Annotated in this window: 20 protein-coding genes, 1 tRNA gene, 1 rRNA gene, 1 other RNA gene and 1 other annotated feature; of the genes, 14 read left to right on the top strand and 9 right to left on the bottom strand. The window is 44.5% G+C overall.

Annotated elements, in window-relative coordinates; genetic code table 11:
- Positions 1 to 13: 13 nt before the first annotated feature.
- Positions 14 to 129 (top strand): 5S ribosomal RNA (gene rrf / locus BTA30_RS20525).
- 38 nt (positions 130 to 167) lie between these two features.
- Here the strand turns inward: rrf and BTA30_RS20530 are convergent.
- On the bottom strand, positions 168 to 1,124 hold the full coding sequence (locus BTA30_RS20530) for a YaaC family protein (protein WP_076763623.1): 957 nt from the start codon (positions 1,122 to 1,124) through the stop codon (positions 168 to 170).
- A 120-nt stretch (positions 1,125 to 1,244) separates the two neighbouring features.
- Between BTA30_RS20530 and guaB the strand changes: the two genes are divergently transcribed.
- The 5 genes from guaB (at position 1,245) to serS (ending at position 7,470) form a co-directional block, all read left to right on the top strand.
- Positions 1,245 to 2,711 (top strand): IMP dehydrogenase, encoded by a 1,467-nt coding sequence (guaB, locus tag BTA30_RS20535; protein WP_076763625.1) that lies wholly within the window; start codon positions 1,245 to 1,247, stop codon positions 2,709 to 2,711.
- Between the two features lie 183 nt (positions 2,712 to 2,894).
- A complete protein-coding gene (locus tag BTA30_RS20540) occupies positions 2,895 to 4,190 on the top strand; it encodes a D-alanyl-D-alanine carboxypeptidase family protein (RefSeq protein ID WP_404802486.1) in 1,296 nt (431 codons plus the stop codon).
- A 172-nt stretch (positions 4,191 to 4,362) separates the two neighbouring features.
- Positions 4,363 to 5,247, top strand: a complete 885-nt coding sequence (gene pdxS / locus BTA30_RS20545) for a pyridoxal 5'-phosphate synthase lyase subunit PdxS (protein WP_076763629.1) — start codon at positions 4,363 to 4,365, stop codon at positions 5,245 to 5,247.
- A gap of 21 nt (positions 5,248 to 5,268) precedes the next feature.
- Positions 5,269 to 5,859: a pyridoxal 5'-phosphate synthase glutaminase subunit PdxT gene (gene pdxT / locus BTA30_RS20550; protein WP_076763631.1), complete on the top strand. Its 591-nt coding sequence runs from the start codon at positions 5,269 to 5,271 to the stop codon at positions 5,857 to 5,859.
- 51 nt (positions 5,860 to 5,910) lie between these two features.
- Positions 5,911 to 6,131: a binding site (T-box leader), on the top strand.
- A gap of 58 nt (positions 6,132 to 6,189) precedes the next feature.
- Positions 6,190 to 7,470, top strand: coding sequence for a serine--tRNA ligase (gene serS, locus BTA30_RS20555; RefSeq protein ID WP_076763634.1), 1,281 nt, complete (start codon positions 6,190 to 6,192; stop codon positions 7,468 to 7,470).
- A 27-nt stretch (positions 7,471 to 7,497) separates the two neighbouring features.
- Here the strand turns inward: serS and BTA30_RS20560 are convergent, their stop codons facing one another.
- The 4 genes from BTA30_RS20560 to BTA30_RS20575 form a co-directional block, all read right to left on the bottom strand.
- Positions 7,498 to 8,628: a glycerate kinase gene (locus BTA30_RS20560; RefSeq protein ID WP_076763636.1), complete on the bottom strand. Its 1,131-nt coding sequence runs from the start codon at positions 8,626 to 8,628 to the stop codon at positions 7,498 to 7,500.
- A gap of 15 nt (positions 8,629 to 8,643) precedes the next feature.
- The gene (locus BTA30_RS20565; RefSeq protein WP_076763639.1) at positions 8,644 to 9,912 is read right to left on the bottom strand and encodes a GntP family permease; all 1,269 of its coding nucleotides are present in this window, start codon (positions 9,910 to 9,912) and stop codon (positions 8,644 to 8,646) included.
- Positions 9,913 to 10,001: 89 nt separating this feature from the next.
- Positions 10,002 to 11,129, bottom strand: coding sequence for a CdaR family transcriptional regulator (locus BTA30_RS20570; protein ID WP_076763641.1), 1,128 nt, complete (start codon positions 11,127 to 11,129; stop codon positions 10,002 to 10,004).
- A 38-nt stretch (positions 11,130 to 11,167) separates the two neighbouring features.
- On the bottom strand, positions 11,168 to 11,602 hold the full coding sequence (locus BTA30_RS20575; RefSeq protein WP_076763644.1) for an SMI1/KNR4 family protein: 435 nt from the start codon (positions 11,600 to 11,602) through the stop codon (positions 11,168 to 11,170).
- Between the two features lie 130 nt (positions 11,603 to 11,732).
- On the opposite strand from BTA30_RS20575, the gene BTA30_RS20580 reads away from it, so the two are divergent.
- A tRNA-Ser gene (locus tag BTA30_RS20580) sits at positions 11,733 to 11,825 on the top strand.
- A gap of 137 nt (positions 11,826 to 11,962) precedes the next feature.
- Here BTA30_RS20580 and BTA30_RS20585 read toward each other — a convergent pair.
- The 4 genes from BTA30_RS20585 to BTA30_RS20600 all read right to left on the bottom strand — a co-directional run bounded on the left by BTA30_RS20585 (position 11,963) and on the right by BTA30_RS20600 (position 15,227).
- Positions 11,963 to 12,604: a deoxynucleoside kinase gene (locus BTA30_RS20585; protein WP_076763646.1), complete on the bottom strand. Its 642-nt coding sequence runs from the start codon at positions 12,602 to 12,604 to the stop codon at positions 11,963 to 11,965.
- On the bottom strand, positions 12,601 to 13,224 hold the full coding sequence (locus tag BTA30_RS20590) for a deoxynucleoside kinase (RefSeq protein WP_076763648.1): 624 nt from the start codon (positions 13,222 to 13,224) through the stop codon (positions 12,601 to 12,603). The genes BTA30_RS20585 and BTA30_RS20590 overlap by 4 nt, the downstream gene beginning before the upstream one ends.
- Before the next feature lie 97 nt (positions 13,225 to 13,321).
- Complete coding sequence (locus tag BTA30_RS20595; RefSeq protein ID WP_076763651.1) at positions 13,322 to 14,641, bottom strand: glycoside hydrolase family 18 protein; 1,320 nt, start codon at positions 14,639 to 14,641, stop codon at positions 13,322 to 13,324.
- A gap of 37 nt (positions 14,642 to 14,678) precedes the next feature.
- Positions 14,679 to 15,227: a cysteine hydrolase family protein gene (locus BTA30_RS20600; protein ID WP_239693716.1), complete on the bottom strand. Its 549-nt coding sequence runs from the start codon at positions 15,225 to 15,227 to the stop codon at positions 14,679 to 14,681.
- A gap of 88 nt (positions 15,228 to 15,315) precedes the next feature.
- Between BTA30_RS20600 and tadA the strand changes: the two genes are divergently transcribed.
- From tadA to BTA30_RS20635, 7 genes are all read left to right on the top strand, one after another.
- On the top strand, positions 15,316 to 15,801 hold the full coding sequence (tadA, locus tag BTA30_RS20605) for a tRNA adenosine(34) deaminase TadA (protein ID WP_076763656.1): 486 nt from the start codon (positions 15,316 to 15,318) through the stop codon (positions 15,799 to 15,801).
- Between the two features lie 87 nt (positions 15,802 to 15,888).
- Positions 15,889 to 16,154: signal recognition particle sRNA large type (gene ffs / locus BTA30_RS20610), an RNA gene on the top strand.
- A gap of 129 nt (positions 16,155 to 16,283) precedes the next feature.
- Positions 16,284 to 17,987, top strand: a complete 1,704-nt coding sequence (dnaX, locus tag BTA30_RS20615) for a DNA polymerase III subunit gamma/tau (RefSeq protein ID WP_076763658.1) — start codon at positions 16,284 to 16,286, stop codon at positions 17,985 to 17,987.
- 25 nt (positions 17,988 to 18,012) lie between these two features.
- On the top strand, positions 18,013 to 18,336 hold the full coding sequence (locus tag BTA30_RS20620; protein WP_076763661.1) for a YbaB/EbfC family nucleoid-associated protein: 324 nt from the start codon (positions 18,013 to 18,015) through the stop codon (positions 18,334 to 18,336).
- A gap of 13 nt (positions 18,337 to 18,349) precedes the next feature.
- The gene (recR, locus tag BTA30_RS20625; protein WP_076763663.1) at positions 18,350 to 18,946 is read left to right on the top strand and encodes a recombination protein RecR; all 597 of its coding nucleotides are present in this window, start codon (positions 18,350 to 18,352) and stop codon (positions 18,944 to 18,946) included.
- 20 nt (positions 18,947 to 18,966) lie between these two features.
- Positions 18,967 to 19,191 (top strand): YaaL family protein, encoded by a 225-nt coding sequence (locus BTA30_RS20630; protein WP_076763665.1) that lies wholly within the window; start codon positions 18,967 to 18,969, stop codon positions 19,189 to 19,191.
- Positions 19,192 to 19,255: 64 nt separating this feature from the next.
- On the top strand, positions 19,256 to 19,522 hold the full coding sequence (locus BTA30_RS20635; RefSeq protein WP_076763668.1) for a pro-sigmaK processing inhibitor BofA family protein: 267 nt from the start codon (positions 19,256 to 19,258) through the stop codon (positions 19,520 to 19,522).
- Positions 19,523 to 19,676 lie beyond the last annotated feature (154 nt).

Here is a 19,676-nt window from a genome sequence, read left to right on the forward strand (position 1 = left end):
CCTGAAGGCATAGTTTGGTGACGATAGCGAAGAGGTCACACCCGTTCCCATGCCGAACACGGAAGTTAAGCTCTTCAGCGCCGATGGTAGTTGGGGGATTCCCCCTGTGAGAGTAGGACGCCGCCAAGCGCTTAGGTAGACCAGCTGATATCAGCTGGTCTTTTTTGTTATGAGGTCTTTTTTTGAAGAAGCAGCTGAGCGATATAATAGGGAAACTTTACTTCAGCTGTATGTAAAAACTGCTGAATGAGGACATAGTCGTCACTTGCACATTGGAGGAGAAGGTCATACCACCATTCTGTTTCATATCTGGCGATCATGCTTAGGTTGTAGGCAATCAAATAATGAACCAATAATTCAGGGAGTTTTAAAAAGCGGTCTCGCTCAGCGGGAAAAAAATATGTCTCGCTTTCTAATTCGAAAAGCAAGCTAGTTGAAGTGCTTGGCTGATATTCCTTTTGTTCTGAAGAAAAGATCAGGCAGCCCTCGTTTTCTTGGCAAAATGTCCAGTTCAAATGATATTCAACATGTTCGACAAATCGTTTGGATGACATATTGTAAGCATTGGCGGTGTCATCGGGCAGCCAAATAAGACCATCTTGGACAACTGCTTTTACCATTGGGTTTTGTTTTCTTTGGAATGACAGCACTTTATTGATTTCCGGAATTTTGGACAAGAGCTGTTTCATGCTAAAACGTTCATCTCTCAAACCTTGCAATTGAAAAAGAGATTGCACCACATGCATACATAAGCCATTTCTTTGGACTTTTACTTCATCTTCATAAAATCGGTAATTTTGTTTTTTCCGTTTCCTAGTGGTTACGCCATGTGCAAGCACTGACGTATGGCTGGGATAGGAAGGATCTGTCGTTAATAAGCAGGCTTTCAAAAGCTGTGCCATTCCATAAAATAAAAGAATCGGCTTAATTTCTAAAGAAGCGATTTTGGCTTGTTTATAGAAGGCTTCCGCATGTTTTAGAAAAAAAATAAACCGTTCTCCATTTTTATAAGAGTTTCTTTTAGGATCCTCCATATCTTGATTTTTATATACCATTTCAAGAAAATGCTGGGATGTTTCGACGGAATAAAACAGCTCTAATTCCTTCCATCCTTTATTTTGCATGAACTCCACTTCCCTCTTGGTTATTTTCTAAAAATTACAACTGTTTCCCGCTTTCTTGACAGTCGGTATTCAAGTTGATAATCTACATATAATATTTTGCCGAAAAGAGGGGGATTTACTATGTGGGAAAGCAAATTTTCGAAAGAAGGCTTAACATTTGATGATGTATTGCTTGTTCCGGCCAAATCAGAAGTTCTTCCACGCGATGTTGATTTATCGGTTGAGCTTACTTCATCTATTAAGCTGAATGTTCCAATTATCAGTGCAGGCATGGATACTGTCACAGAAGCTCAAATGGCCATTGCAATGGCAAGACAGGGCGGCATGGGCATCGTCCATAAAAACATGTCAATTGAACAGCAGGCTGAACAGGTTGATAAAGTAAAGCGTTCAGAGCGCGGCGTTATTACGAATCCGTTTTTCCTAACACCCGAACATCAAGTTTTTGATGCAGAGCACTTAATGGGCAAATACAGAATCTCCGGTGTTCCCATTGTCGATAACGAAGAAGATCAGAAGCTGGTTGGAATTATTACAAACCGCGACCTTCGGTTTATTTCCGACTATTCCATGAAAATCAGCGATGTCATGACAAAAGAAGAGCTGGTCACTGCTCCTGTCGGCACAACATTAGATGAAGCAGAAAAAATTCTTCAGAAATATAAAATCGAAAAACTCCCTCTTTTAGATGATCAAGGTGTTTTAAAAGGACTGATCACGATCAAAGATATCGAAAAAGTGATCGAGTTCCCGAATTCAGCGAAAGATGTGCATGGACGTCTGCTTGTAGGAGCGGCAGTCGGAGTAACCGGCGATACAATGACGCGCGTCAGAAAGCTTGTTGAAGCCAATGTCGATGTCATTGTCATTGATACGGCACACGGCCATTCACAAGGCGTGCTTGATACAGTCAAGAAAATCCGCGACACATATCCTGAATTAAATATTATTGCCGGAAACGTCGCAACTGCTGAAGGCACAAAAGCGCTGATTGATGCCGGCGCTAATGTCGTCAAAGTCGGTATCGGACCGGGATCTATTTGTACAACCCGTGTTGTAGCCGGCGTCGGCGTCCCGCAAGTGACTGCGGTTTATGACTGCGCGACTGAAGCCAGAAAGCACGGTGCTACAATTATTGCAGACGGCGGAATCAAGTTTTCCGGGGACATTGTGAAGGCCTTGGCAGCCGGCGGACATGCCGTCATGCTGGGAAGTCTTCTTGCCGGTACATCTGAAAGCCCTGGCGAGACGGAAATTTACCAAGGCAGACGCTTTAAGGTCTACCGCGGAATGGGTTCAGTTGCGTCAATGGAAAAAGGAAGCAAGGATCGCTACTTCCAAGAAGAAAATAAGAAGTTTGTCCCTGAAGGAATTGAAGGCCGGACACCTTACAAAGGGCCTGTTGCCGATACGATTTATCAGCTTGTCGGCGGCTTGAAATCAGGTATGGGCTACTGCGGAACAAAAGATTTGAACGCGTTAAGAGAAGATGCTCAATTCATCCGCATGACTGGTGCGGGACTGCGAGAAAGCCATCCGCATGACGTGCAAATTACCAAAGAATCGCCCAACTATACCATTTCCTAATCAAATATGACAAAAATTAAAGTGTAGACAGAGTGATACTCTGTCTATTTTTTTTTGCTTCATTATGATAAAATTTATAATGTTGTGTTAAAAAAATGTCTTTTATGGCTTTGATATAGATTTTAGTCTGATGAAAAGCGGAGGTATCATGATTTGAAAAGCAAGAGAATAAAACAGCTGATCATGTTTGTCGTTGCTTTTGCGGTGGCGGTGGGGGCTTTTTCTCCTATGTCAAAAGCGAAAGCTGCAAATGATCCAATTAGTGTTGATGCGAAAGCGGCAATACTGGTGGAAGCTTCTTCAGGGAAAATTTTGTACAGCAAAAATGCTGATCAGCGTCTTCCTGTTGCCAGCATGGCTAAAATGATGACGGAGTATCTTCTTTTGGAAGCGATCCACGAGGGCAAAGTGAAATGGGACCAAAAATATACTCCTGATGAGTATGTGTATGAAATTTCCCAGGACCGTTCGTTATCCAACGTCCCTCTTCGCAAAGACGGCTCTTATACTGTAGAAGAGCTTTATCAGGCGACTGCGATTTATTCCGCAAACGCAGCGGCAATCGGACTTTCTGAGATCATTGCCGGTTCTGAATCAAAGTTTGTAGAATTGATGAATCAAAAAGCAAAAGAACTAGGAATGAAAAATTACAAATTTGTAAATGCGACAGGTTTGGAAAACAAAGATCTTCACGGCAAACATCCAAGCGGAACAAGCGGTGATGAAGAAAATGAAGTATCTGCGAGAGACATGGCGCTTCTTGCCGACCATTTAGTCAATGATTATCCTGAAATCCTTGAAACGGCAAGCATTGCAAAAACGAAGTTCAGAGAAGGCACAGATGATGAAATGGACATGCCAAACTGGAACTTTATGCTGAAAGGCCTTGTTCAGCAATATGAAGGTGTTGACGGCCTGAAAACCGGATCAACTGATTCAGCGGGATCATGCTTTACTGCAACTGCCGAAAGAAACGGCATGCGTGTCATTTCCGTCGTCCTTGATGCGAAAGGCGACCTTCATACGGCGCGTTTTAAAGAAACGAAAAAAATGCTGGATTATGCATTTGATCACTTCACAATGAAAGAGTTTTACGCAAAAGGCGCGCAAGTAAAAGGCAACGAAACGATCACAGTTGACAAAGGTAAAGAAACTGAAGTCGGCATCGTGACTGAAAAGGCCTTTTCAATGCCTGTGAAAAACGGTGAAGAAAAGAACTACAAGGCGAAAGTGACGCTGAATAAAGATGAGCTGACCGCACCTGTTAAAAAAGGTGAGAAAGTCGGGACCCTGACAGCTTCTTATAAGGGAGAAGAGAAGGACTACGGTTTTATTGGCAGCGATGTGTCAGGTGTAAACCTGGTGACAAAAGAAAATGATGAAAAAGCAAACTGGTTTATTTTAACGATGAGAAGCATCGGCGGGTTTTTTGCCGGCTTATGGAACAGTGTCGTTGATATGGTGACCGGCTGGTTTTAATACATAAAGAGCTCTATTTCTAGGGCTCTTTATTGTAATATCTAAAGGAATGCTAACGATTTGTTATAAAAATAGAAATAATCTTCGTGTTTTTCCATATGATTTTGTGGAATTATAGGATACAATAAGATTAAATCTGAACATTCTATCTTTGATTAGGGGGATCCTTGAAATGGCTCAAACAGGTACTGACCGTGTAAAACGCGGAATGGCAGAAATGCAGAAGGGCGGCGTCATTATGGACGTTGTCAATGCCGAACAAGCAAAAATCGCAGAAGAAGCAGGAGCCGTCGCAGTTATGGCATTGGAACGCGTTCCGGCTGATATCCGTGCGGCTGGCGGGGTTGCCCGCATGGCAGATCCGACCATTGTCGAGGAAGTCATGAACGCTGTTTCAGTTCCGGTCATGGCGAAAGCGCGTATCGGACATATCGTGGAAGCGCGTGTTCTCGAAGCGCTTGGCGTTGATTATATTGATGAAAGTGAAGTTTTGACTCCAGCGGATGAAGAATTTCATTTAAATAAAAATGAGTATACTGTTCCGTTCGTATGCGGATGCCGCGACCTTGGGGAAGCAACGCGCCGGATCGCAGAAGGAGCTTCCATGCTCCGCACAAAAGGCGAGCCTGGAACGGGTAATATCGTTGAAGCCGTTCGTCATATGAGAAAAGTGAACGCTCAAGTGCGCAAAGTGGTTGGAATGAGTGACGACGAGCTGATGACAGAAGCGAAAAACCTCGGTGCTCCTTATGAGCTGTTGCAGCAAATCAAAGCTGACGGACGTCTTCCGGTTGTAAACTTTGCTGCCGGCGGTGTGGCAACGCCTGCTGATGCTGCTTTAATGATGCAGCTTGGCGCGGACGGCGTTTTTGTAGGGTCAGGTATTTTCAAATCTGATAATCCTGCTAAATTTGCTAAAGCTATTGTTGAAGCGACAACGCATTATACAGATTACAAGCTGATTGCCGAGCTTTCAAAAGAGCTTGGAACTGCAATGAAAGGTATTGAAATCTCAAATCTGCTGCCAGAACAGCGTATGCAAGAACGCGGCTGGTAATCATTAAGGAGACGGATTGACATGCTGACAATTGGTGTACTTGGACTTCAGGGAGCAGTAAGAGAACATATTCGCTCAATTGAAGCATGCGGTGCAGCCGGAAAAGTCATTAAATGGCCGGAAGAACTGAAGGAAATCGACGGCTTGATTTTGCCTGGAGGCGAAAGTACGACGATGAGGCGCCTCATTGACACGTATCGGTTTATGAAGCCGCTTCAGGAATTTGCTGCATCCGGAAAGCCGGTATTTGGAACTTGCGCAGGGTTGATTATGCTGGCAAAAAACATTGCCGGAAGCGATGAAGCTCACATCGGTGTTCTCGATGTCACTGTTGAGCGCAATTCATTCGGCAGACAAAGAGAGAGCTTTGAAGCAAATCTAACCGTCAAAGGGCTGGACGAACCGTTTACAGGTGTGTTTATCCGCGCCCCTCACATTTTGAAAGCGGGCGAAAAGGTAGAAGTTCTTTCTGAACACAATGGAAGAATCGTCGCTGCTAAACAAGGAAATCTTCTCGGCTGCTCCTTCCATCCCGAGCTGACGGATGACCACAGGATGACAAAGTTGTTTGTGGAGATGGCTGAACAGCATAAACAGGAAGCCGTTGTATAAAACGGTTGAAAGCTGTGAAAACTTGTAGTACATTTATAAGACAATATAGATCGAAAAGCGTTGATAGGAAACAGTAGGAAGCCTTTCTTTCAAAAGAGAGCCGATGGTTGGTGCGAATCGGTGAAAGATGCTGTCCGAATCCATCCTTGAGCGAAATGCTGAACAATGAAAGTAGGCATTTACGGGATACCCGTTATCAAAAGGAAGCGGAAAGCAGGACCACTCGTCCTGTTTTCAATCAGGGTGGCAACGCGAGAGCTCTCGTCCCTTTATATTAGGGAAGCGAGGGCTCTTTTTTTCGGTCAAATCAGTGTAAAAGGAGCGAGGCAGATGCTTGATGTCAAACTGCTGCGGGCAAATTTTGAAGAAATCAAACAAAAGCTTGCCCACAGGGGAGAAGATTTAACAGACTTTGATCGATTTGAGGAATTGGATGCCAAACGAAGAGAATTGATTGTCAAAGTAGAAGAACTGAAAGGGAAGCGCAATGAGGTGTCCCAGCAGGTTGCCGCTTTAAAGCGCGAGAAAAAAGATGCCGACCATATCATTAAAGAAATGCGCGAGGTCGGCGAACAAATTAAAAAACTAGATGAAAGCTTGAGGACTGTCGAGTCTTCTCTGGACATGATCATGCTGTCCATTCCGAACATTCCGCATGAGTCTGTTCCGGTTGGTGAGACTGAAGACGATAATGTAGAAGTGCGCGAATGGGGCACGCTTCCTCAATTTTCCTATGAAGCAAAGCCGCATTGGGAAATCGCCGATCAATTGAACATTCTTGATTTTGAACGGGCCGGAAAAGTAACAGGCAGCCGCTTTGTTTTCTATAAAGGGCTTGGCGCCAGACTTGAACGTGCATTATATAACTTTATGCTTGACCTCCATGTAGATGAGTACGGCTATACAGAAGTCATTCCTCCTTACATGGTCAACCGTGCAAGTATGACAGGTACAGGCCAGCTTCCAAAGTTTGAGGAAGACGCCTTTAAAATCAGGGAAGAGGATTATTTCCTGATTCCGACGGCAGAGGTTCCGATTACTAACCTGCATCGCGATGAAATTTTATCCGCCGACGATTTGCCGGTCAATTATGCTGCATTCAGTGCGTGCTTCCGTTCAGAAGCCGGCTCAGCAGGCCGGGATACCCGCGGATTGATTCGCCAGCATCAATTTAATAAGGTTGAACTTGTCAAATTCGTAAAGCCCGAAGATTCCTATGAAGAGCTTGAGAAACTGACAAATCAGGCTGAAAAGGTGCTTCAGCTGCTTGAACTCCCATACCGCGTCATGAGCATGTGTACGGGTGATTTAGGGTTTACTGCCGCGAAGAAATACGATATCGAAGTATGGATTCCGAGCCAGGATACGTATCGTGAAATTTCATCTTGCAGCAACTTTGAAGCCTTCCAGGCGAGACGGGCCAACATCAGGTTCCGAAGAGAAGCAAAAGGCAAGCCTGAGCATGTCCATACATTGAATGGATCAGGTTTGGCAGTCGGCAGAACGGTTGCCGCTTTATTGGAGAACTATCAGCAGGAAGACGGAAGTGTCGTCATCCCTAAAGTTCTGCGTCCTTATATGGGGAACAGAGAAGTCATTAAACCATCATAAAAAGGTGCGTCATGAGGCGCACCTTTTTTATTTTAACGACCAGACGGCGGCGATATTTCGTGCGCAGTGCTCCAAGTATGCATTGCCATTGGCTAGAGATTCCTCCAAGGAAGTGATTCCCGGGACGATCGAAAAAAGCGCTGAGATTCCTTTGTCATAAACGAGTTCACAGCCCTCGCCAAGCGAGCCTGCGAAGGCGATCACGGGAATATCTGCTTTACCGGCCCGTTTTGCCACTCCTGCAGGCGTTTTTCCGTAGATGGTTTGGCCGTCTATTTTCCCTTCTCCTGTAATGATAAGATCGGCTCCTTTGATCCTTTCTGAAAAAGATAAGGTATCCAAGACGATTTCAACGCCGCTTTTTAATTCCGCTTTTAAAAAGGCATACAAGCCCGCTCCCAAGCCGCCTGCCGCGCCAGCACCAGGGAGCAAATCAGCCTCAAGGTTTAACTCATCCCTGATCATCTCGGCGTAATGTTTCAAATTCTGGTCTAAAAGAGCGGCCATTTCTTCAGTCGACCCTTTTTGAGGCCCGAATATGGCAGATGCTCCGCGAGGACCTGTAAGCGGGTTGTCAACGTCGCAGGCTGCCTCAAATTTGATCTGTTTTAATGCTGGATGCAGACCGCTCATATCAATTTGAGCTATTTGAGAGAGCTTTCCGCCGCCATCTTGAATCTCCTTCCCGTCACGGTTCAGAAACTTCACCCCAAGTGCGCTGGCCATGCCGGCTCCTCCGTCATTTGTAGCACTTCCGCCCAGTCCGATGATCATCTTGTCTGCGCCTTGTTCTATGGCATCTGCGATCAGTTCTCCGGTTCCTCTTGTTGTTGTCAGGAGCGGGTTTCGCTGTTTAGGAGGAACAAGGTGAAGGCCTGATGCTTCAGCCATTTCAATAACGGCTGTTTTTCCGTCTCCAAGGAGCCCATAAGCGGCTTTGACCGGTGTTCCGCGAGGCCCTGTCACCTTTTTGTAAATCAATTCCCCGCCGGTTACGTCAACCAGAGCCTGAACAGTTCCTTCTCCGCCGTCAGCAACCGGAATTTTAATATACTCGGCATCAGGAAGCACGGCCTTAAAGCCTTTTTCAATGCTTACAGCCGCTTCCATAGAGGTCATGCTTTCCTTAAATGAATCAGGTGCAATCACGATTTTCATAGCTTCAGCTCCTTTTTAAATAAAGAATTGAAAAATTCCAAAAATCAAGGTTGAAATGATGGTTAAGATCAATCCGATGACCGACTCATAAGGAATAAGTTTAAGGCGTTCTTTCATCGACATGAATACACTGCCTCCTGTCGTATGAAAGAAACTACCGTGAGGCAGGTGGTCAAGTACAGTAGCCCCGGCGTGAATCATGGCTGCACCTGCGAGGCCGGCGACGCCAAGATCAAGCAATGTCGGGCCAAATACGCTGCTGGCGACAGCGGTTCCCGCAGTTGTTGAGGCTGTGGCCATGGACATCAGCATACCCGAAATCGGAGCTAAAAGAAACGCTGGCAGACCCAATCCGACAAGGCTGTCTGTGATCAATCCGTTAAGTTCAGAATTGGCGATGATTCCGGCAAGTGTTCCAGTCCCGATCAGCATGACGGCGACACCTGACATTTTGGAAAGACCTGAAGCGGCAAAATCCTTTAGCTTTGCTGCTTGCCCTGAAGCAATTGCTGTGATGAAGCCTCCTGCCGGCAGAGCTATAATCGGATCAATCGTAATTCCCGCGGCGGGCCTTAAAGCAAGTAACAAAATAGCGGCGGCGGGCCCGCTGATCGCTGCCCAAAATGACGGAAGATGCTGAGCGGGGCTGCTTTCAATCTCGTCAGAAGCAACTTGTGTTCCTCTATTGGAAAGCCGCTTAGCTAACAAATATGTGGCCCCCAAACCGAACAGAGCGGGGATGATCCCTGCCGCCATGACGGATGTCAAAGGGACATGAAACGCATCTGAAGCAGCGATCGCATTGGGATTTGGAGACATGATGTTTCCCGCTTTTCCTCCGCCGATCATCGCCAAAAGAATCGCTGCTTTACTGATTGACACCCGCTTTGCGATGGCCAGGGCGATCGGGGCGACAGTAATGACCGCGACATCGACGAATACGCCGACTGTTGTTAAGATAGCCGCTGCCAAAGTCAATGCAAGCAATGCTCTTTTCTCACCCATTTTATGAACGATGGTTTCGGCTATGACAGCTGCTGAACCTGACTGAATCAGCACACCTGCAAGCACGCCTGCTGCCAAAATACGGAGCACAGCGGGAATCATGTTTTTAGCCCCTGCCATCATCAAATCTGTTGTCTCTATCAAATCCGCACCGCCAATTAGGCCCCCTGCTAATGCTCCGACCATCATTCCATAAGCCGGCGGCACTTTTTTCAAAATTAAAAAGATAGAAATGGCTAATGCACAAAGGGCGCCTATAGCGTGTATTTGAATATCCAATCTGCATCCCTCCTTTACGTCCAATTGTAAACGCTTTCTATCGAAGGGAGAATTGTTCAGACATACGGATTTTATTGTTTTATCTCATGTTAAAATTGTTCATTTGCACAAAAGGATGAAAAAAGCGTGATAGCTGTATATAGTTTAAACAAGTCTTCCAAATGCTTTGGATTGCATCCGGTCGCTGATTCGATTTTTTTCAAGCGATAATTTAATGTATTGCGGTGAATGAACAGTCTTGAAGAAGCCTCTGCCATTTCACCGTTTACTTCTATGTAACAGAGAAGGGTTTTGGCCAATTCGCCTTTCGGATCTGCTTGAGAAAGGCGCTCCCAGATTTTTTTGAAATGAATTTCCTGATCGGGCTGCTGGATCTTTGAAAGAAGGACGGGAATCGCGAAATTCCGGTAATCACAGAAATCATGTCGGAATCCCATCGTTTTAGCGATCCTCAAGGTTTGTTTTGCACTTTGGTAGGAAAAAGGCAGCTGTTGAAGCTGCTCCGCCTGCTCTCCCATCGCTCCCATGACGGTCTTCCATTGGCTGAGCCAATCGTGCCAGGCTGAATAGATTTCAGACCGGCTTTTACCGGGCTCATCTGTCAGAAGAACAGCAATCTCCGTTAAAGAAATATTGGCGTAGAGATCTTGAGGCTTTAATTGCTTTTCAAGTTTTTTGATAAATGCCGGCTTCATATCAGAGGATGGGAGCTCAAAAACTAGGCAAAAGCGTTTGCTTTCCAGTGGAATACTTAAACGCTCTGCGCGTTCCAGAAAATCAAGGGACATCAAATCATCTCCCTGGATCATTTGGATGACCGTTTCTTCCCGCAGTCTTTGATCCCATGTCAGCTGTTTTGTCAAAAACGCCTGTTGAACGGTCAGTTCCGCGGCCATTTTGACCAGTTCTCCATAATGGCTGACTTCAGAAGGAGATCCGGTAATGCCGATGACACCGATCATTTCATCGTGAAATGCGATCGGGAGGTTTACTCCCGGTTTTGTTCCTGTCAAAACAGAACATTCCTCAGGTGTGATACTGATTCCGCTATTAGCTGAAAGAACATCTTTTGCTCCGGTATGTTCATCGCCAATCCTTGAGCGGTCGCCGGAGGCGATGATAACTCCATTTCCATCCATGATGTTAATGTTATGTCCAATAATCGACATTGTTCTGTCGACAATTTCCGCTGCCAGTTCTTTTGATAGATAATTCATTGATCGCTGCTCCTGTCAGTTGATTTAATATCCTGTTTTTAAATCTGAACTTTTCCATCAATCCACCATTCGATAAACTGTTTTAAAGAGGGGGCAACCCAAGTGCGGCTGTCATCCTCATGATTCCAAACATATATATCGTCTTTTTGAATGGAGCCATTTAAAATGGAATAAGCAAATAAGTCACCGTTTCCTGCATCAGCGATAAATAAGAGACAGTCAAAGGGCATGTATATATCCTTAAAAACTTCGCCATTTCTCAGCTCCTCATTTTCCTCTATGATTCGGTCTGCGGACCAAATGAGAGGGCAGTCGAATTCATCGTTTATTCCATCTGTTTCTTTCAGCAGACTTTCCAATTCATTTGGGAGCTGAATATTGAGTTTTCGTTTGATTTCTTCCAATCTTGCTGTTTGAGAGGGTTTGTTAAACGTATATTCTTCGGATAAACGTCTGATCAAATGTCTCCACATTTTCATCACCCTTTGCTATAATAGGTTCTTGCAGGATCATTATAAGCAAGAAATTATTAAAATTAAATTTTTATCAAAAAATCTCTTGACTCAAAAACATAGGACATGTTATATTAATTCTTGTCGATACGGAGGAATACCCAAGTCTGGCTGAAGGGATCGGTCTTGAAAACCGACAGGGGTGTCAAAGCCCGCGGGGGTTCGAATCCCTCTTCCTCCGCCATTATTGATTTGCATTTTAGTGATTGACTAAGCATAAATTGGAGATTGTGTTGCCGCTGCCTGAATAGGGTAGCGGTTTTTTTGTGTTTTTCAGCAAAAAAGAGCGGATTCCATTGGGGAACCCGCTTTTTTGTATGCCTATCCTTGTATGGCTTCGCTTATTTTCTCAATAATAGGGTCCAGAGAGGCTGAGTTGTTGAACAGGTCATATTCTTCTATATTGACTCTTACCACAGGACAGGCATTAAAGCCGCTGATCCAGTTTTCGTATCTTGTGTACATTTCCTCCCAATAAGCCCTGTCTGTTTGCAGCTCCATTTCCCGTCCGCGCTTTTGGATGCGATCCAGAATCGTTTCCAAATTGCCCTCCAAGTATACTAGGACGTCCGGACGAGGGAAGTATGGCGTCATCACCATCGCTTCAAACAGGCTTGTATAGGTTTTGTAGTCGACTTTTGACATTGTGCCTTTATCTGCATGCATCTTGGCGAAAATGCCTGTGTCTTCATAAATCGAGCGGTCTTGAACAAATCCGCCGCCTGATTCAAAAATATATTTTTGTTCTTTAAACCGTTCTGCTAAAAAGAAAATTTGTAAATGAAAGCTCCAGCGTTCAAAGTCTTGATAGAAAGCCTCCAAATAAGGATTATTGACGACTTCTTCAAGAGATGTTTTAAATTCGAGTCTTGTTGCAAGCTCTTTAGTTAATGTGGATTTTCCCACTCCTACCGTGCCTGCAACAGTAATGATGGCATCCTTCGGAATATTATGTACACTCATCCTATATACTCCTTTACTTGATCGGCAATCCGATTAAAAACGGCTTCCGATAAAACAAAATCTTCCTGGTCTCCGTTTATTTCAATGATCGGCAGTGATGGGTCGTCTTTTTTGATTTGCTTGATCGCAGTTTCATAATCCTTGATCAGCTGTTCCAAATAAAGCTCGTCCATTTGCTGTTCAAACGGCCGTCCGCGTTTTTTGATTCGTTTTAATAATGTCGGCAGACTTGCCCGGATGTAGATGATGATATTTGGTTTAGGCAAATCCTCTGTGAGCAGCTGATAAATCTTTCTGTATTTCTCAAGCTTTTTACCTTCTAACGTCCGTTCCGCAAAAATGACATTTTTATAAATATGGTAGTCGGAAATGACGGGCGCGTTTTTATGTAAATACTTTTTTTCAGTATCTTCAAGCTGTTTATAGCGATTGCAAAGGAAAAACATTTCAAGCTGAAAGCTCCATTCGTCTTTGTCTTCGTAAAATTTGCCGAGGAAAGGGTTCTCTTCGACAATTTCTTTGACCAAAGACAGAGAAAGCCTTTCTGAAAGCATGCAGGCCAATGTTGTTTTTCCCGCCCCGATGGGACCTTCGACAGCGATGAAAGGGGCTGTATTCATAGGTGTCCTCCTACTCAGATAAGCCATTTGCTTATAATTTATGATCCATCCATATTGTATCACATCATGTTCTATTGCCCATGAAAAAAACGTTCCGTCAACTTGGGAACGTCTCTTTGTCAACATTAAATTGATCGGCAATCAGGAGCCAGTTTTGCGGGAATGAGAGGCCGAGCTTCCAATAGCTGATCCCCCTTAAATTTAACTCTTTGATCAGATCAAATTTTGCCTGGATGGATCGCGCATCTTCAAACCAAACCTCATGCTGCTTGCCCGCGCTGTCTGTATAGCGGAAATAAGGGGCCTGGGCTGTTTCATCGTACAATATGGCTGCATTGTTTTCGCTGGCAATTTGTATAGCCCTTTGCGGACTAATCGCTTTGGCGAGTTCTCCTCCGGGAGTATAAGGAAGAGTCCAGTCATAGCCGTATAGATTTTGTCCCATAACGATTTTATTGGCAGGCATTTCAGTAAGCGCATATTCAATAACATCTCGTACAGGACCAATCGGCGACACCGCCATTGGCGGCCCTCCGCTGTAGCCCCATTCATACGTCATCAGTACGACAAAATCGACGATTTGGCCATGTGCCCGATAGTCGTGTGCTTCATACCATTGTCCCGGCTGGTCGGCTCTTGTTTTAGGAGCGAGGGCGGTAGAGATCAACCAGCCTTCCCGTCTGAAACGGTCCCGGGCTTCCCGCAGAAATTGATTATATGCTTCTCTATCCTCCGGCCTTAAGTATTCAAAGTCAAAATGAATGTCTTTAAACCCGTATTTTCTGGCGGCGGCAACGATGTTATCGAGCAGTTTGCTTTTTACATTCTCGTCTGTCAGGATGATCCTGCCAAGCTCGTCGCTGAAGGCTTCATTTTCAAGATTGGTGACAATCATCATCATGGTAGTCCGCTGTCTGTCGGCAATTTCTTTTAAATTGTCGAGCGGCGGCTCCTCAAGCGTGCCGTCCCGCTTTGCTTGAAAGCTGAAAGCACCGAGGTAGGTCAGGTATGGAACCGCCTCTCTCGCCGCCTGCTGAAGTGCGGGGCTGACGCTTTCTCCCCGCGGCTCTATATAAGCGTTTGTTTCTAAGTTCCGCTTTGGCCGCGGCGGAATGTACAACAATATTCCGACAGGTAAAAGGGCACCTAGCTGAATGCGGTTGATTCTGGCCAGTTCTGTAACAGGAATATTAAAACGCCCAGCGATCGTAGCCAGTGTATCACCTTGCTGCACCTCATAAAACTGTCCGGCAATCGGTATGACGATGGTTTGTCCGACAACGAGTCGATTTGGATTGGGAATTTCATTCGTTTCTACAATTTCATTGACCGTTGTTCTGTACCGATTCGCAATTCTGTAAAGAGTATCGCCTCTTTTCACGACATAAATCTGAATGGGAAACGCCTCCTTTCTCATTGCTATCACTATATGAGAAAAGGAAGTGTTTCATGCTCTAAGTTTCCGCAATGAGATGTTTGGCGGCTGTGATATTGGCAAACAGGACATTTTCCATGATAGTCAATGCATATTTGTTGTCTTTTTCATGATTGGATGCAATACAATCGTGGGGAATCGTGATTTCGTATTCACGCATATAGGCGTCGTTGGCTGTAAACAGAACGCAAATATTGCCGGCGATTCCCGTAATGATTAAATGATGGATATGAAGTTCATTTAATAAAGTTTCAAGAGCAGTGCCGTAAAAAGCTGAATGCTTCGGTTTGATTAAAAAATAGTCGCTTTCTTTAGGTGCGAGCCGTTCAATGATGTTTTTGCTTCTGTCATTTTTGCATTTCTTCATAATGGCAGCAATATCCGCTTGCCAAATTCCGAAATGGTCATTAATGTAGATGATAGGCCAATTCATTTTCTCGGCATGTTTTTTCAGAGCCAGAATATCATCGGCCATTTCCTCTGTTTTTTTGGAAAGGACATCGCCCATATCGAAATGAAAATCATTGATCATGTCTACAATAATGAGGGCGGTATCTGGAGTGGACAAGTCGCTTTTACTCCTTTCAGGTTCAAATTTCATTATCTATATGTTAGCCTTTCTGAATGGGGAAAAAACATTGAAAGAGTGCGTGCAGATGACACAAGACGAGCTTTATATGAGAGAAGCGATCCGCGAAGCGAAAAAAGCTGAAGAAAAGGGAGAGGTGCCAATCGGCGCTGTTCTTGTTCTGGATGATGAAATCATTGCCCGTGCCCATAATTTAAGGGAAACAGAGCAAAGAGCGCTTGCACACGCAGAGATGCTTGTCATAGACGAAGCGTGCAAGAAGCTGGGAACATGGCGTCTTGAAAGAGCGGTTCTTTACGTTACGCTTGAGCCCTGTCCGATGTGTGCCGGAGCTGCTGTTCTTTCGAGGATTGATAAAGTTGTATTTGGAGCATTTGATCCTAAAGGCGGCTGTGCAGGAACTTTGATGAATCTTCTTCAGGAGGAGAGGTTTAATCATCAGGCTGGAGTGGTAAGCGGAGTAATGGAAGAAGAATGCGGCAGGCTGCTCAGCGATTTTTTCAAGAATCTCCGCGCAAAAAAGAAAGCGGAGAAGCAAAACAAACCGGAATGACGGATATTTGCAATTTAGGATGAAACAAGTTATACTATTGAGTGCGTCACAAACAGACGCGACCTTTATAATTTGATATTTATTTTGCCGTGCTAAGCGGGGAGGTAGCGGTGCCCTGTACTCGCAATCCGCTCGAGCGAGGCCGAATTCCTTTCTCGAGGTTCGTTTACTTTAAGGTCTGCCTTAAGCAAGTGGTGTTGACGTTTGGGTCCTGCGCAATGGGAATCCATGAACCATGTCAGGTCCGGAAGGAAGCAGCATTAAGTGGAACCTTCCATGTGCCGCAGGGTTGCCTGGGCTGAGCTAACTGCTTAAGTAACGCTTAGGGTAGCGAATCGACAGAAGGTGCACGGTAAATCAATCATCAAATTAACACTCATCTATTTTCAGATAGATGAGTTTTTTTTCTTAAGAAGAGCTTTTGGAATTGAAAGCCGCTTCATGTATAATAAGATTGAAGATATTAAGAGGAGGGCGTGTTTGTGAGTTACCAAGCTTTATATAGAGTGTTCAGGCCGCAGTTGTTTGAAGATGTAGTCGGTCAGGAGCACATCACGAAAACGTTGCAAAATGCCCTTTTACAAAAGAAATTTTCTCACGCTTACCTGTTTTCCGGACCGAGGGGGACAGGGAAAACAAGCGCTGCAAAACTGTTTGCCAAAGCTGTCAACTGTGAGCATGCTCCAGTCAGTGAACCGTGTAACGAATGTTCCGCGTGTAAAGGCATTACAAGCGGTGCAATTTCAGATGTGATCGAAATTGATGCCGCATCTAACAACGGTGTAGATGAAATACGCGACATTCGGGATAAAGTGAAATTTGCCCCGTCTGCTGTCACGTATAAAGTATATATCATAGATGAAGTACATATGCTTTCTATTGGCGCATTCAACGCTCTTCTCAAAACACTTGAAGAGCCGCCTGAGCATTGCATATTTATTCTCGCGACGACAGAGCCCCATAAAATCCCTTTAACAATCATTTCAAGATGTCAGCGTTTTGATTTTAAAAGAATCACCTCACAGGCGATTGTCGGCCGAATGAAAAAGATTGTTGAAACAGAACAGTTCAAGGTGCAGGAAGGCGCACTGGAAATCATCGCTGGAGCTGCAGACGGCGGAATGAGGGATGCTTTGAGTCTGCTGGATCAGGCAGTATCCTTCAGCGGCGAGGAGCTCACGGTCGATGATGCTTTGCTGATCACGGGCGCCGTGTCTCAGCATTATATAGGAAAGCTTGCGTCTACCCTTCATGAAAAAAATGTTTCGGGTGCTTTGGAGACATTGAACGAACTGCTTCAGCAGGGGAAAGACCCGGCCAAGCTGATCGAGGACATGATTTTCTATTTCAGGGATATGCTTCTTTATCAAACGGCGCCGGATCTAGAAGGCGTACTTGAAAAGGTGAAAGTGGACGAAGAGTTCCAAAACCTCTCTCAGCAAATTCCCTCACAACACCTTTATGAAATGATTGATATTTTAAATAAGAGTCATCAGGAAATGAAATGGACGAATCATCCGCGCATCTTTTTTGAAGTTGCGGTTGTGAAGCTTTGCCAGGGTGCAAAAACCGAGCTGCCTTCGGCTGGACAGCCTGAAGTAGAAAACCTCGTGAACAAGGTGCGCCAGCTGGAACAGGAAATTACCCAGCTCAAAACATCGGGGGTGCAGGTTTCCGCGGCTCCAAGTCAGCCAAAAGAAGCAACACGCCCTCAAAAAAGCGCGAAAAGCGGTTATAAGGCCCCTGTCGGCCGGATCCATGAAATATTAAAAGAAGCTACAAGACCGGACCTTGAAAAATTAAAGGGCTACTGGGGAGAATTGCTTGCTCAGCTCAAACAGCAAAATAAAGTTTCACATGCTGCCTTATTAAATGACAGCGAACCGGTGGCGGCATCTTCAAAGGCATTCGTCCTTTCATTTAAATATGAAATTCACTGTAAAATGGTTGCCGAAGATAATAATGGAGTCAGGACAAACCTGGAGCAGATTTTAGACGGAATGCTCGGCGGGAGAATAGATATAGTTGGCGTTCCTGAAGCACAATGGGGTAAAATAAGAGAAGAATTTCTGCAGGATCATCAGCAGGAAGAATCAGAATCAAATGAATCAAAAGTAGAGGAAGATCCGCTCATAGCAGAAGCTAAAAAGCTGTTTGGAGCGGAACTGATTGAAATTAAAGAATAAAACATGAAAGAGAGTGGTTTTCAGTATGCGCGGTGGAATGGGAAACATGCAAAAAATGATGAAGCAAATGCAAAAAATGCAAAAGGATATGCAAAAGGCACAGGAGGAGCTTGCTGAAAAGGTGCTTGAAGGTACAGCAGGCGGCGGAATGGTCACTGTTAAAGTGAACGGCCAAAAAGAAATCATCGACGTCGTCATTAAAGAAGAAGTCGTCGACCCTGAAGATGTTGAAATGCTTCAAGACCTCGTTCTTGCGGCGACAAATGATGCTTTAAAACAAGTGGATGAAATGACAAATGAAACGATGGGTAAGTTTACAAAAGGAATGAACATGCCGGGTTTATTCTAGGAGGAAAATAAGAATGCAGTATCCTGAACCAATATCAAAGCTGATTGACAGCTTTATGAAATTGCCAGGAATCGGACCGAAAACGGCTGTCCGTCTGGCTTTTTTTGTTCTCAGTATGAAAGAAGATGTTGTGCTAGATTTTGCAAAAGCGCTGGTAAACGCAAAGCGCAATTTAACTTATTGTTCGGTTTGCGGCCATATAACGGATCAAGATCCCTGCTATATTTGTGAAGATACGAGAAGAGACAAATCGGTCATATGTGTCGTTCAGGATCCGAAAGATGTAATTGCTATGGAGAAGATGAAAGAATATGAAGGGTTGTACCATGTTTTGCATGGAGCAATTTCTCCGATGGACGGAATTGGTCCGGAAGATATTAAAATACCCGAATTGTTGAAGCGATTGCAGGATGATCAAGTGACTGAAGTGATCCTCGCAACAAACCCGAATATAGAAGGAGAAGCAACGGCCATGTACATTTCAAGGCTTTTAAAGCCATCTGGTATCAAGCTGTCACGAATTGCCCATGGACTTCCGGTCGGCGGCGATTTGGAATATGCAGATGAAGTCACTCTTTCTAAAGCGCTTGAAGGCAGACGTGAAATGTAGAGGGAGGAGATTGCAGTACCATGGGTTTTCTTCGGAAAAAGAAGCTTAGAAAAGAATTTGACAACAAGCTAATTGAACAGCTGATGCGGCAAAAGGAAGAATGGAACAGGCAAAAACGGCTGATTGAACACAGCCTTGAACCTTCCGCTGAAGTTCTCCATGAGTTAAACGTAGCCGAGGCGAAATACTTTTTTTATTTGCGGGAAGCCAAAAAAAGAAACTTAAGAATCGGCGGCTGGAAGTAGCAGGTCTATTTGCATGAATCTCTTCATATGCTTGTACTAGAAAAGGCGAGGAGTGAGAGAATTCATGGGATCTGCTATTATTATCGGGGCAATTGTGGCTTTGGTTGCCCTTCTGTTTTTTTCAAAGGCTTCCTTTAAACCTTTAAAATGGATGGGCACGATTGCTGTTAGATTTATTGTCGGCGCTCTGTTTTTGTTCTGTGTGAATTTGTTTGGAGAAAGCATGGGCATTCATGTGCCGATTAATCTTGTGACTACTGGAGTCAGCGGGATATTGGGAGTGCCGGGAGTAGCGGCTCTGATTGTCATTAAAAAGTTTATCGTAATTTAATATTTTGTTGACACTTGTCTGCAGAGGTGTTATATTAGTATTCGTCGCTAACGGCGAATCATTTTTTTTGAAAAAAGTTGTTGACGACATATTGGATAAATGTTATTATATTATAGTCGCTTCGAGAGCGGCAGCGAAGTTCTTTGAAAACTAA

It is taken from the genome of Bacillus swezeyi, assembly GCF_001969815.1.
In the GTDB taxonomy this organism is placed as follows: domain Bacteria; phylum Bacillota; class Bacilli; order Bacillales; family Bacillaceae; genus Bacillus; species Bacillus swezeyi.